Origin of the sequence: Flavobacterium undicola, assembly GCF_009909155.2 — a bacterium.
GTDB lineage: Bacteria > Bacteroidota > Bacteroidia > Flavobacteriales > Flavobacteriaceae > Flavobacterium > Flavobacterium undicola.
On sequence record NZ_JAAAPM020000015.1, the window covers coordinates 25,797 to 39,206 of the forward strand.

Here is a 13,410-nt window from a genome sequence, read left to right on the forward strand (position 1 = left end):
AAAATTGAATGTTGATTCTTGTTGTTTTTTTATTTAAAAAATTGGAGACCTAAAATTATAAATCAAAGTCTTTCTTAATCTCCTTAATTGCTTCTTTAACCTGAGTTTTTATACTATCAAAAGTATGTTCAATATCTTTTCTTTTGCCTTCTTCTTTAGTCCAGGCTTCTACCTGAAGAATTTCCTCAAAAGCTACCGTCATACCCAACAAGTCTAAAGTTGGCTTGATTTTATGTGCATAAGCATAGGCATGCTTATGATCTTTCTTCTTAATCCCTTCTTTAATTTGCGCCAAATCTTCTGGAACATCATTTACAAACAAGGTTAGAATTTCGTTTACAAATTCTGTATCATTATCAGAAATTGCGTATACTTTTGCTAAGTTATAGTTTAAAGCCATTATTTTATTTGTATTCTAAATAGTTTCTGTCCTTCTAAATATCCTTCCAAAACGTCGTCTGGATTTACCTTTGCCACCCCTTTAGGAGTTCCTGTAAAAATAATATCTCCAATTTTTAAAGTAAAATACTGTGAAACATAAGCAATTAACTCATCTATTTTCCACAACATCATATTTACATTACCTTCCTGAACGGTTTGATTATTATTTTTCAATTCAAAAGTAAGATTTTCTAACGAACTAAACTGTTCTTTCTTTAAAAAATCACCAATCACAGCCGAACCATCAAAAGCTTTTGCTTTTTCCCAAGGCAAACCTTTTGCCTTTAAGGTATTTTGCAAATCTCGAGCAGTAAAATCAATCCCCACACTTATCTCATCATAATATTTATGAGCAAATTTGGCATCGATGTACTTCCCTACTTTATTAATCTTAACAATAACCTCAACTTCATGCTGTACATCTTCTGAAAATTCAGGAAGCACAAAAGGATGTTGTTTTAACAATATCGCCGAATCTGGCTTGATAAAAATGACAGGTTCAGTCGGACGTTCGTTTTGTAATTCTTCGATATGATTCGCATAATTGCGACCAATACAAATTATTTTCATTTTTTTGAGTTAGGAGCTAGAAGTAGGAAGTTGGAAGTTAGAACAAACTTCTTCTAACTTCCAACTCCTTACTCCCAACTTATTTCGTATTTAACTTTCTTAATTTTATTGCTGTCAATACCTTTTTAGTGTACAAAGGAAAATCAGCATTTTGAACCCAACTAAAATAACCCGGTTCTTTTTCTAAAATAACATCCACTTTTACTCCTTTGTGTTTTCCAAAAGTAAATATCTCATTTCCATCTTTATCAAAAGAAATCATTCCGGCAAAATCAGCTATTTTTTTTCTGGTTGTAAATTCAGATAAGAATTTCATGTCGTTTTCTAAATCAGGATAACGCTCTAATTGTGCTTTCAATATTTCGTAAGTTGCCATTGTATCTGCTTCTGCCGAATGGGCATTTTCTAAACTTTGACCACAATAAAACTTTAAAGCAGCACTCAAAGTACGCTCTTCTTTTTTATGGAAAATCGTTTGAACATCAACAGACACTCTGTTTTTCATATCAAAGTCCACTCCCGCACGAAGCAATTCTTCTGCCAAAAGCGGAATATCAAATCGATCTGAATTAAATCCAGCCAAATCACTGTCTTTTATCATATTGTAAACCTGAGTAGCCAGTTCATTAAAAGTAGGCTCATTAGCTACTTTTTCGTCAGTAATTCCATGAACTGCGGTAGTTTGCGGTGGAATTGGAATAGTAGGATTCACCAGCCAGGTTTTGCTTTCTTTATTTCCGTTTGGAAAAACTTTAAATATTGAGATTTCCACAATTCTGTCTTTTCCAATATCAATTCCTGTAGTTTCAAGATCAAAAAAGCAAATCGGTCTATTGAGTTTTAATTCCATTTTTATAATATATAGCTACAAATATAAAGTTTTGAGTTTAATTTAAACAAGAGTTATAAAAAGAAAACCCGACAGCTTTTTGAAAACTATCGGGTTTGTTTATGAAAATTTCAAAACTATATTGTTCTGGTAATATCAAAAGCCTCTAAATATTCGGCAACTCTTTTTACAAACATACCTCCTAAAGCTCCGTCAATTATACGATGATCGTAACTATGTGTTAAAAACATTTTTTGACGAATTCCAATAAAATCTCCTTCTGGAGTTTCTATTACTGCTGGTACTTTTCGGATAGCACCTAATGCTAAAATCCCTACTTCCGGCTGATTGATAATTGGCGTACCAAAAACACTTCCAAAAGAACCCACATTCGTTACCGTATACGTCCCGCCTTTAGTCTCGTCTGGTTTTAGTTTCCCTAATTTAGCACGAATTCCTAAATCATTCACTGCCTTAGCCATACCTACCAAATTCAGCTGATCGGCATTTTTTATTACAGGAACAATCAAATTACCATTTGGCAAAGCAGCTGCCATACCCAGATTGATATTTTTCTTTTTAATGATATAATCGCCATCAACTGAAATATTCATTCCAGGAAAATCTTTCAACGCTTTGGCCACGGCTTCCATAAAGATAGGTGTAAAAGTCAATTTCTCCCCTTCTCTTTTTTCAAACTCGTTTTTATGTTTATCGCGCCATTTTACAATATTAGTCACATCAACCTCAATAAAAGATTGTACGTGTACCGAAGTTTGAATCGAAGCCTGCATATAACCCGCAATCAACTTGCGCATTCTATCCATTTCAATAATTTCGTCTCCACCACTTATAGAAACAGGTGCAGTCGATTTTGATGGAACAGCCTCAACAACTTCTTTTACAGCTTCAGCTTGAGGAGCCTCAGTTCTATTTTTCAGGTATTCTAAAATATCATTCTTAGTTACTCTTCCATCACTTCCTGTACCGGGAATTTGCTCTAATTCGGCCATTCCAATACCTTCGGCAGCAGCAATATTTTTTACTAATGGCGAAAAGAATTTTTCCGAATTACTATTCGTTATCGTTGGAGCAGCAACACTTTCTTTTGCAATTTCAATTGTTTTTGTTACTTCTTCAATTATTTCTGGTGCTATTGTTTCTTCAATCTCAATCTGTGCATCTTCATCCTCTCCTTCTGTTTCAATGATTGCAATAGTTTGTCCTACCTCAACCAAATCATCTTTTGAAAACAATTGTTCTATTAAAACACCCGAAACTTCGCTAGGTACTTCACTATCTACTTTATCGGTAGCAACTTCTAGCACTGCCTCATCGGCTTCAATTTTATCGCCTACTTGTTTCAACCAGTTTGTAATGGTTGCTTCTGCGACACTTTCTCCCATTCTTGGAAGCTTTAATTCGAATCTTGCCATATTGTTAACCTAAAAGGTAGTTTTTTAATTTCTGTTTGCGAAATTACTAAATTCTTAAAACATAAATTATATTAAATGCAGCTTTCCTACATTAATTATAACAAGCAACTCATTTTCAAAACAATAATCAAATTATTAATAAAAATCAAATCCGAAACACATCGTTTTTTACCAATTCGACAAAAAAACAAGCGCACTAACTGATTCTTTTTTACAATAAATTAACTCAAACCTATGTAATGACGATAGCAAAACTGTTATTTTCATTTTTTCACTTCTAAAAATAGTCATTTTTTTAAAAATACGAAAGCCTGAATTGAGATGATTAAATAATCAATCCATAAAAATCGCTTACTTTTGAATAACAAAATAAACCTATTCCTAAATTATTGCATCCCATTGAAAAAAGCATTCTTATTACTCTTCCTATTTTCAATTAGCCAAATCCAATCACAAATTTTAGGTTGTACTGATTCGCTTTCTAAAAACTACAACCCGCTGGCCACCATTAATGACGGAAGTTGTAAATATGATGTTGTCAAAATAAAACCGAGCTATTCTGTACCTTTAGATAATGTATTAAAAGAAACTTCCGGTTTAGTACAAAGCGAAAATCTTTTATGGACTATCAATGACGATACAGATACCACTATCTATGGAATTGACAGCACGGGAGTTATTAAAAACCAAATCCAACTCAAGAATGTAATCAATAGAGATTGGGAAGAAATTACACAAGACAGTAGTTATTTCTATATAGGCGATTTTGGAAATAACGTTTCTGGAAACAACAAAGATTTGCATATTTTAAGAATTGAAAAAAAATCTCTTAAATCGAATATTCCAATAATAGATACGATTTCATTTTCTTATTCTAATCAAACTGACTTTTCCAATACAAAACCCAATACCACTAATTTTGATTGTGAAGCTTTTATTGCCACTACCGATAGCATCTACCTATTTACAAAACAGTGGGAACAAAAAAAGACTAGCGTATATGCATTACCTAAAATACCCGGAAATTATATTGCAAGACTAAAAGAAAGCTATGACACAAAAGGATTAATTACTGGAGCTACTTATTTGCCGCAAAAAAACCTAGTTGTATTGTGTGGATACGATAAATCATTGGCTCCATTTTTATATCTTTTATATGATTTTAAAGACTTCAATTTCTTTTCGGGCAATAAGAGAAAAATTAAATTAAAATTACCTTTCCATCAAATAGAAGGCATCAGTACTCATGATGGATTACTCTATTACCTCAGCAATGAAAATTTTGAAAGAAAACCGATTATCAATGTTCCTCAAAAATTACATCAACTGGATTTAAGCCGTTATTTATCGCATTATCTTGATAAATTCAAAACGGATTAAAACAAACAATTCGCAATTAGTTATTTAATAGCTTACTTTTGCCAAAAAAATTACAGCTGTGAATTATTTATCTGTCGAAAATATATCCAAATCTTTTGGAGAAAGAACCCTTTTTGAAAACATTTCTTTTGGAATCAACAAAGACCAAAAAATTGCCTTTATAGCCAAAAATGGTTCAGGAAAAACAACCATAATGAACATCATCAATGGTTTTGACGAACCTGATACTGGGCAGGTTATCTTGCGTAAAAGCATCCGAATGGCATTTCTTTCTCAAGACAATAATTTACAAGATGAATTGACAATTGAAGAAAGTATTTTTGCATCCGACAATGAAACCTTAAAGATCATTGAAGCTTACGAAAAAGCATTAGAAAATCCAGAAGACGAAGAAGCCTATCAAAAAGCTTTTGATGGAATGGATCAGCATAATGCCTGGGATTTTGAAACCCAATACAAACAAATTTTGTTCAAATTAAAGCTGGAAGATTTTAAACTGAAAGTAAAAAATCTTTCTGGAGGACAAAAAAAGCGTCTTTCTCTAGCTATTATTTTGATTAACCGTCCTGATTTATTGATCTTAGATGAGCCTACCAACCACTTAGACCTAGAGATGATTGAATGGTTAGAGTCTTATTTTGCTAAAGAAAACATCACCTTGTTTATGGTTACGCACGACCGTTTCTTTTTGGAGCGTGTGTGTAACGAAATCATCGAACTCGACAACGGAAAAATATACCAATATAAAGGAAATTACTCTTATTATTTAGAGAAAAAAGAAGAACGCATCGCTTCTGAAAATGCGAGTGTAGACAAAGCACAAAACTTGTTTGTAAAAGAATTAGAATGGATGCGTCGCCAACCGAAAGCCAGAACAACCAAATCTAAATCGCGTCAGGATGATTTTTATGTAATTAAAGAAAAAGCACAAAGTCGCCGTAAAGAAAACAAAGTAGAACTCGAAATCAACATGGAACGCATGGGAAGCAAGATTATCGAGCTTCATAAAATTTCTAAGAAATTCAACAATCATGTGATTTTAGATCATTTTAGTTTTGATTTTCAACCTGGAGAACGCATTGGAATTATTGGTAAAAACGGAACAGGAAAATCAACTTTCTTAAATTTAGTTACCGGAACCTTGCCTCTTGATAGCGGAAGAGTAATTATTGGCGAAACCATAAAAATTGGTTATTATACTCAAAGCGGAATCAACCCAAAACCGGGACAACGAGTTATTGATGTCATTAAAGAGTACGGAGAATTTATCCCGTTAATGAAAGGACGATTAATTTCGGCTTCCCAATTATTGGAGCGTTTCCTTTTTGATTCCAAAAAGCAATATGATTTTGTAGACCGATTGAGTGGTGGCGAACTGAAACGTTTATATCTATGTACCGTTTTGATTCAGAATCCCAACTTTTTAATTCTGGATGAACCTACTAACGATTTGGATATCGTAACATTGAACGTTCTGGAAAGTTTTTTGATGGATTACCCTGGTTGTTTACTTGTCGTTTCTCACGATAGGTATTTTATGGATAAAATTGTAGATCAGTTATTTGTTTTTAGAGGACAAGGTGAAATTGAAACTTTCCCTGGAAACTACTCCGATTTTAGAAGCTATGAAGACAGTGCCGATGTAGCTCAAAAAGAGGACAATAAAACTGAGAAAAAGGAATGGAAACAAAAAAATCCAACAGGAAATCTCACTTTTAACGAGCAAAAAGAATATCAAAAAATAGAGAAAGAAATTAAAGATTTAGAAATCGAAAAAACTAAAATCGAACAATTATTTTCAGAAGGAAAAATAGCTGACGTAGACATCGAGAAAAAAGCAAAAGAACTGGAAAATATCATCAATAAGATGGAAACCAAAGAAGAACGCTGGTTTGAGCTTTCGGCAAAAATTGAAGGATAATCAGTATTCAATTAAGACGGTTAATTAATTTTTTAAATACAGAAACACCCACAGCAAAACTTATTTTGTTGTGGGTGTTTCTGTATTATTCTCAAACGTAGAACAAATAAAATCCAACTCATCAATTTGTAAGATTTTTTAATATATTTGAAAACAAAAAAATGACAAATAATGAATTTCATAAAAAGTATCTTCCGTAAAAAAGACGAACCCATAAAATCATATTCAGACTTTTGGAACTGGTTTCAAAAAAACGAAAAAGTTTTTTTTGAAATAGTCAAAAATCATAACAACATCGAAAAAGGATTCTTTAATAAACTATCCCCTAAACTAGAGGAACTAAAAGAAGGTTTTTTCTTTTTAACTGGCATGTATAATAACGAAACTGCCGAATTAATTATTACCGTTGATGGAAATATAAAAAATGTGGTATTCGCAGAAGAATTAATTGCAAGTGCTCCTAAAATAGAACAATGGAGATTTACTGCACTAAAACCTTCTTCCAATATCAATGATACAGCTATAAAAATGGCTGACTATACCTTTAATTCCGAAAACATTTATTTTTACGACAATGAACTAAATGAATACCCAGACGAAATTGACATCACAATCATTCATAACGACTTAAATCAAGAAAACAGAACAACAATAATAAATGGTACTTATATTTTTATAGAAAATTATTTAGGAGAACTTGATTTTATAAATAATATCGACAAAATTACAATAATTGGAAAACCAGAAGCACAAAAAGAACTTGTTCCAATTACAAAACTAAAAGACTTTCTAATTTGGCGACAAAAAGAATTTATAGAAAAATATGAAGGTGTTCGGTATAATACTGAAAATGATAACTATATCGCTCTTGAAGCAGAATTAGAAAACGGAAATAAATTATTAGCTGTAATTAATGACGAATTATTAAATTGGAATAATAAAGCATCACATCCTTGGATTGCTATATTCAAACTAAAATATAATGGAAAAAACAATAATGGAATGCCAAATGACAATGACTATAAAACGTTAAATGAAATTGAAGAAGAAATAATGCAAGAATTAAAAGACTTTGATGGTTATTTAAACATCGGTAGAGAAACTGCAAATGGAGAAAGAGAAATTTATTTTGCTTGCAAAGATTTTCGCCAAACTTCAAAAGTATTTTTCAATACCCAACAAAAGTATTCGATGAAGTTTCAAATCGATTATCACATTTACAAAGACAAATATTGGCAATCATTTAAAAGATACAATTAAAATTAAATGTTCCCAGTAAACATATTACTCGTGTCCACAACGAAGAAACACAATAAACTACAACGGAATTACAATATTTTTTTCTTTGTGCTTTACTTTGTGAATCTTTGTGTAAAAATATACTATTTTTAAAAAAATAAAAGGACTGGAAAACATCATCAATAAGATGGAAACCAAAGAAGAACGCTGGTTTGAACTTTCTGCAAAAATTGAAGGATAAAATTCTTTACTAATCTTAAAAGAGAAACAAAAAAGCTGCATTTCATAATGCAGCTTTTTTATATAATGTGAAATTTTATTTTTTCATTGGTGGCAAATCAAATGCCTTAGGTTCATGTGCAAAATTATTACGGTGAGAACCGTCACAAAAAGGTTTGTTAGAAGATAATCCACAACGGCAAAGTCCTAAAGCTGTTCTTCCTTCTAATCCGTAAACGTTTCCATCACAGTCCATAATTTCGAAATCACCCTCAATTTTTATTGAACCATTATTATTGATTATTACTTTTGTCTTACTCATATAGCTTTTTTTTTGAGTTCAAAGATTGCAAAATATATCCTGAAAGCTCAAACTATAATCCTGTTTTTAGAATACAAAAAGCTAATTTATATTGAATATATTTTAGCTAACAGTAAAACCTTAACACTTCCATACAGCAATATAAAAACTTGGGGCTTTTTTGTGAGATTACAAGAGTCTTCTTTTTTTCATTACAATTACCCCTTATATTTGAAAAAAAATACAAAACATGGACATCAAACAAATTTTTGAAAACAACAAAAAGTGGATAGCTAGACAACTGCAAACCGACCCTGCTTATTTTGACAAATTAGGCGCTGGACAATCACCTGAAATCCTTTATATTGGTTGTTCTGATAGTCGTGTTACTGCCGAAGAAGTTATGGGCTTACAACCTGGTGAAGTTTTTGTTCACAGAAACATTGCTAATATGGTTCCTAATACCGACTTGAATTCGATGTCTGTTATTAATTATGCTGTAACTAGTTTAAAAGTAAATCACATTGTAGTTTGCGGCCATTATGGTTGCGGTGGTGTTCTTGCTGCAATGCAACAATCTGATTTAGGAATCCTTAATCCATGGTTGAGAAATATTAGAGATGTGTATCGAATTCACAGAAAAGAGCTTGATGCTATTACTAACGAAGGAGAAAAATACAAAAGACTTGTTGAATTAAACGTGCAAGAACAATGTATTAATGTGATTAAAACTGCCGAAGTACAAAAAGCAAATACAGAACGTAATCTAAAAGTTTATGGTTGGGTTTTTGACATTCACTCAGGAGAATTAATTGACTTGAAAATTGATTTTGATGAAATCTTAAAAGATATTACCAAAATTTATAAAATAGTCTAACTCGATTCTGAGCTAGAATTACAAAAAAAATCCCATCTCATTTTTTAGAACGAGATGGGATTTTTCAATTTAAATATAAAAACTAAACCAAATCAAAACGGTCTAAATTCATGACTTTACTCCATGCTGCCACAAAATCTTTCACGAATTTTTCTTTAGAATCAGCACATCCATAAACCTCAGCAATAGCTCTCAACTCAGAATTAGAACCAAAAATAAGATCAACACGACTTGCAGTCCATTTCACTGCACCTGATTTTCGGTCGCGACCCTCAAAAACATCTTGATCTCCTGAAGTCGATTTCCAAGTGGTATCAAAATCCAACAAATTCACAAAGAAATCATTAGTCAATACTTCTGGACTAGCAGTAAATACTCCCAGATTTGATTGATCGAAATTAGTATTCAACACACGCATTCCGCCTATTAATACCGTTAATTCAGGAACTGAAAGTGTCATCAATTGGGCTTTATCAACAAATAATTCTTCGGCTGATACAGTATATTTTGTTTTCAAATAATTACGGAATCCATCAGCAATAGGCTCTAAAACAGCAAAAGATGCTACATCAGTTTGTTCCTGGGTTGCATCAGTTCTTCCTGCTGAAAATGGAACAGCTATTTTATGTCCTGCACTATTTGCAGCTTTTTCAATGGCTGCACCACCTCCCAAAACAATTAAATCAGCAAGTGAAACTTTCTTTCCGTCTGATTGCGCAGCGTTAAATGCCGCTTGAATTCCTTCTAATTTTGAAATTACTTTGGTTAATTGCGCTGGATTATTGACTTCCCAATTTTTTTGAGGAGCTAATCGAATGCGGGCACCATTGGCTCCCCCACGTTTGTCTGAACCTCTAAAAGTAGATGCCGAAGCCCAGGCAGTCGATACTAACTCAGACACAGACAATCCTGAATCTAGTATTTTTGCTTTAAGCGAAGAAACATCAGTGGCATCAATTAGTTTATGAGTTACAGCTGGAATTGGGTCTTGCCAAATTAATTCTTCCTTAGGCACTTCTGACCCAAGATAACGGGCAATTGGCCCCATATCACGGTGTGTTAACTTATACCACGCACGAGCAAAAGCATCAGCCAACTGATCCGGATTTTCATAAAAATTTCTCGCAATCTTTTCATAAATTGGATCAAACCGTAAAGCTAAATCGGCAGTAAGCATCGTTGGTGCATGACTTTTTGATGGATTATGTGCATCGGGAACAGTTCCTAATCCTGCACCATTTTTAGGTTTCCATTGGTGTGCTCCTGCTGGACTTTTGGTCAATTCCCATTCGAAACCAAAAAGATTTTCAAAATAATTATTACTCCATTTTGTTGGTGTAGTTGTCCAGGATCCTTCTAGTCCACTCGATATAGTATCTTCACCACTTCCACTGCCAAAGGTGTTTTTCCATCCCATACCTTGTTCTTCAATACCCGCTCCTGCTGGTTCAGCAGCTACATATTGACCAGGATCAGCGGCACCATGTGTTTTTCCAAAAGTATGTCCTCCTGCTACTAAAGCAACTGTTTCCTCATCATTCATTGCCATTCGACCAAAAGTTTCTCGAATGTCTCTTGCCGAAGCCACTGGATCTGGATTTCCGTTTGGCCCTTCCGGATTTACATAAATCAATCCCATTTGAACCGCAGCCAAAGGATTTTCTAATTCACGATCTCCTGTATAACGTTGATCATCTAACCATTTTGCCTCTACTCCCCAATAAATATCTTGTTCGGTTTCCCAAATATCTTCACGTCCTCCTCCAAAACCAAAAGTTTCCAATCCCATAGATTCTAAAGCGCAGTTTCCTGCCAATATCATTAAATCAGCCCATGAAATTTTCTTTCCATATTTCTTTTTAATTGGCCATAACAGCAATCGAGCCTTATCTAAATTAACATTATCGGGCCAACTATTCAATGGAGCAAAACGTTGTGAACCTGAACTTGCTCCTCCTCTACCATCACCTATACGATAAGTTCCTGCACTATGCCATGCCATTCGAATAAAGAATGGTCCATAATGTCCATAATCAGCAGGCCACCAGTCTTGAGAGCTTGTCATTAAATCAAAAATATCTTTTTTTACAGCAGCTAAGTCAAGCGATTTAAATTCCTCAGCATAATTAAAATCGGCTCCCATTGGATTAGAAAAATTCGCATGCTGACGTAATATGTTCAGTTTTAACTGATTTGGCCACCAGTCATTATTTGTTGTACCCGAACCCGCGCTTTGCTTTGGAGCACCTCCTGAAAACGGACATTTGCCTCCACCGTTTGAATTGTTTGTGTTTTCCATAATTATTTATCTTTTATAATTTTCTTAAAGTTGCAATGCTAATTTACGCAAATTTCACTATCAAAAATATTTTCACAATAGATAAAACCTATAGTTTCTTAAATTTTTCTTACAATGAATAATAAAAAAACCACAATAGAATTTAAGTCTATTGTGGTTTGTAATTATATCTCTTTACACTTATATAATGTGATTTAGAAAACATTTACCATGGAATAGGATTATAGTCTTTCAAGAATTTCCCACACCAATGTTTCCCTGTGTTTATTCCATCAAACAAAGGATCCATTACTCTTGCCGCACCATCAACAATATCTAAAGGCGGTTGAAAATCTTCTAATTCCTGTTTCCTTTTTGCTAATTCGGCAGGATCTTCATCGGTTACCCAACCCGTATCTACAGCATTCATAAAAATTCCGTCTTTAGCTAAAGTTCCAGCAGCCGTATGCGTAAGCATATTCAAAGCAGCTTTGGCCATATTAGTATGCGGATGACGGTCTTCCTTGAAATCACGGTAAAACTTTCCTTCCATTGCCGAAACGTTTATGATATGTTTTTTGCCCGTGTTATCTTTTTTCATTACTTCTGAAAGACGATTACACAACACAAAAGGCGCTACAGAATTAACAAGCTGCACTTCAATCATCTCAGTCGTTTCAATTTGTCCTAATTTCAAACGCCAGCTATTGGTTTTTCTTAAATCTACTTGCTGTAAATCGGCATCGAGTTCTCCTTCCGGGAAAACTTCATTGGCCACAAGCGTATTGTCAAAACTATAGGGGATCTGAGATAATTTGGCGGAAGCCCGCAAACCAATCCCAGGTTCAGGTCCATGCCAGGTTACCGGCATATTTTGATTAGAAGAAGCGGTTGATGTCAACACTTTCAATTCATCCAAACAATTAATATGGTCTAGTAATAATTCCTGAGCTTGCTTAGGTAAAGACGTAATGGAACGTTCTTCATTTTCCATTAAATGAGTATAAAACCCAGCAGGTCGTCTTACTGTTTGTGCTGCATTATTGATAAGAATATCCAATCGACCGTATTTTTGCTCAATAAAATTGCAAAAAATCTCTACGCTAGGAATATGTCGCAAATCCAATCCGTGAATTTTTAAGCGATGTCCCCAATCCATAAAATCATCTTCCTTAGCAAAACGTAAAGCCGAATCAACTGGAAAACGAGTCGTAGCAACAACAGTAGCACCTCCGCGCAATAACATCAATGTAATATGGTATCCAATTTTTAATCGGGAACCTGTAATCACTGCAATTTGTCCTTTGACATCAGCAGTCTGAAAACGTTTGGCATAATTAAAATCGCCACAATCGGGACACATCGTATCATAAAAGTGATGCATTTTAGTAAATTCCGTTTTACATACATAACAATTTCTGGGCGTTTCCAGTTCTAATTGTTCTTTGTGGGCCAAATCATTAAAGGCTAATAATTTTGGTGCAACAAAAATACTTGCTTCACGTGCATGACGAATTCCTGTCTCCTTTCGGGCAGTTCGATCCCGCTTTTCCATTTTGCGTTTAGCTGCTAATTTTCCATCTTTTTTTCTACGGGAAAGCTCGTCTCTGTCTGGTCTGGAAAACATTCCTGCAGCCTTGATTAAAGCCTTTCTTTGCTCTTTTGGAATCTCAAAAATCTGATCTGTATCTGTATTCAATTGGGATAATATGGCAATGCATTTATCTATTTCTTCCGAAGATATTGCACTCATAATCCCTATTTCTTCCTTCATCATCATAAAAATAACGTGTATTATTACTTGGCAAATACCAAGGCTGCAAATATAGTTTTAAATTAATAGTTGTGATTCTTTTTTCTTAACTAAGCAGATTACAACAAAAACAACTGACCTTTTTTTAATTATAAAAACGATGAAA

The 13,410-nt window shown here is 33.7% G+C and carries 11 protein-coding genes; 4 read left to right on the forward strand and 7 right to left on the reverse strand.

Annotated elements, in window-relative coordinates:
* Positions 1 to 55: 55 nt before the first annotated feature.
* From GTZ96_RS10185 to GTZ96_RS10200, 4 genes are all read right to left on the reverse strand, one after another.
* Positions 56 to 400, reverse strand: a complete 345-nt coding sequence (locus GTZ96_RS10185; protein WP_161643724.1) for an Hpt domain-containing protein — start codon at positions 398 to 400, stop codon at positions 56 to 58.
* Complete coding sequence (locus GTZ96_RS10190) at positions 400 to 1,011, reverse strand: fumarylacetoacetate hydrolase family protein (RefSeq protein WP_161643726.1); 612 nt, start codon at positions 1,009 to 1,011, stop codon at positions 400 to 402. The genes GTZ96_RS10185 and GTZ96_RS10190 overlap by 1 nt, the downstream gene beginning before the upstream one ends.
* Positions 1,012 to 1,090: 79 nt before the next feature.
* Complete coding sequence (locus GTZ96_RS10195; RefSeq protein ID WP_161643728.1) at positions 1,091 to 1,861, reverse strand: 3'-5' exonuclease; 771 nt, start codon at positions 1,859 to 1,861, stop codon at positions 1,091 to 1,093.
* 116 nt (positions 1,862 to 1,977) lie between these two features.
* Positions 1,978 to 3,276, reverse strand: coding sequence for a dihydrolipoamide acetyltransferase family protein (locus GTZ96_RS10200; protein ID WP_161643730.1), 1,299 nt, complete (start codon positions 3,274 to 3,276; stop codon positions 1,978 to 1,980).
* A 399-nt stretch (positions 3,277 to 3,675) separates the two neighbouring features.
* On the opposite strand from GTZ96_RS10200, the gene GTZ96_RS10205 reads away from it, so the two are divergent.
* The 3 genes from GTZ96_RS10205 (at position 3,676) to GTZ96_RS10215 (ending at position 7,837) form a co-directional block, all read left to right on the forward strand.
* Entirely contained in the window at positions 3,676 to 4,656 is a 981-nt protein-coding gene (locus GTZ96_RS10205; protein ID WP_161643732.1) for a T9SS C-terminal target domain-containing protein, read from the forward strand.
* 58 nt (positions 4,657 to 4,714) lie between these two features.
* Positions 4,715 to 6,577, forward strand: coding sequence for an ABC-F family ATP-binding cassette domain-containing protein (locus GTZ96_RS10210; protein ID WP_161643734.1), 1,863 nt, complete (start codon positions 4,715 to 4,717; stop codon positions 6,575 to 6,577).
* Between the two features lie 171 nt (positions 6,578 to 6,748).
* Entirely contained in the window at positions 6,749 to 7,837 is a 1,089-nt protein-coding gene (locus GTZ96_RS10215; protein WP_161643736.1) for a DUF695 domain-containing protein, read from the forward strand.
* 295 nt (positions 7,838 to 8,132) lie between these two features.
* Here GTZ96_RS10215 and GTZ96_RS10220 read toward each other — a convergent pair whose 3' ends face one another.
* On the reverse strand, positions 8,133 to 8,357 hold the full coding sequence (locus GTZ96_RS10220) for a CDGSH iron-sulfur domain-containing protein (protein WP_128194061.1): 225 nt from the start codon (positions 8,355 to 8,357) through the stop codon (positions 8,133 to 8,135).
* Positions 8,358 to 8,586: 229 nt separating this feature from the next.
* Between GTZ96_RS10220 and GTZ96_RS10225 the strand changes: the two genes are divergently transcribed.
* Positions 8,587 to 9,213 carry a carbonic anhydrase gene (locus tag GTZ96_RS10225; RefSeq protein WP_161643738.1) on the forward strand — a complete coding sequence of 209 codons (627 nt, stop codon included), beginning with the start codon at positions 8,587 to 8,589 and terminating at the stop codon, positions 9,211 to 9,213.
* A gap of 82 nt (positions 9,214 to 9,295) precedes the next feature.
* Here GTZ96_RS10225 and katG read toward each other — a convergent pair whose 3' ends face one another.
* Positions 9,296 to 11,512, reverse strand: coding sequence for a catalase/peroxidase HPI (gene katG, locus GTZ96_RS10230; RefSeq protein WP_181033172.1), 2,217 nt, complete (start codon positions 11,510 to 11,512; stop codon positions 9,296 to 9,298).
* 205 nt (positions 11,513 to 11,717) lie between these two features.
* The gene (locus GTZ96_RS10235; protein WP_235972952.1) at positions 11,718 to 13,244 is read right to left on the reverse strand and encodes an SDR family NAD(P)-dependent oxidoreductase; all 1,527 of its coding nucleotides are present in this window, start codon (positions 13,242 to 13,244) and stop codon (positions 11,718 to 11,720) included.
* Positions 13,245 to 13,410 lie beyond the last annotated feature (166 nt).

Bases quoted from the DNA above. Each gene is read 5' to 3' on its own strand.
- GTZ96_RS10235 (WP_235972952.1), bottom strand. From the start codon at position 13,244: ATGAGTGCAATATCTTCGGAAGAAATAGATAAATGCATTGCCATATTA.
- GTZ96_RS10225 (WP_161643738.1), top strand. From the start codon at position 8,587: ATGGACATCAAACAAATTTTTGAAAACAACAAAAAGTGGATAGCTAGA.
- GTZ96_RS10215 (WP_161643736.1), top strand. From the start codon at position 6,749: ATGAATTTCATAAAAAGTATCTTCCGTAAAAAAGACGAACCCATAAAA.
- katG (WP_181033172.1), bottom strand. From the start codon at position 11,512: ATGGAAAACACAAACAATTCAAACGGTGGAGGCAAATGTCCGTTTTCA.
- GTZ96_RS10195 (WP_161643728.1), bottom strand. From the start codon at position 1,861: ATGGAATTAAAACTCAATAGACCGATTTGCTTTTTTGATCTTGAAACT.
- GTZ96_RS10200 (WP_161643730.1), bottom strand. From the start codon at position 3,276: ATGGCAAGATTCGAATTAAAGCTTCCAAGAATGGGAGAAAGTGTCGCA.
- GTZ96_RS10220 (WP_128194061.1), bottom strand. From the start codon at position 8,357: ATGAGTAAGACAAAAGTAATAATCAATAATAATGGTTCAATAAAAATT.
- GTZ96_RS10185 (WP_161643724.1), bottom strand. From the start codon at position 400: ATGGCTTTAAACTATAACTTAGCAAAAGTATACGCAATTTCTGATAAT.
- GTZ96_RS10190 (WP_161643726.1), bottom strand. From the start codon at position 1,011: ATGAAAATAATTTGTATTGGTCGCAATTATGCGAATCATATCGAAGAA.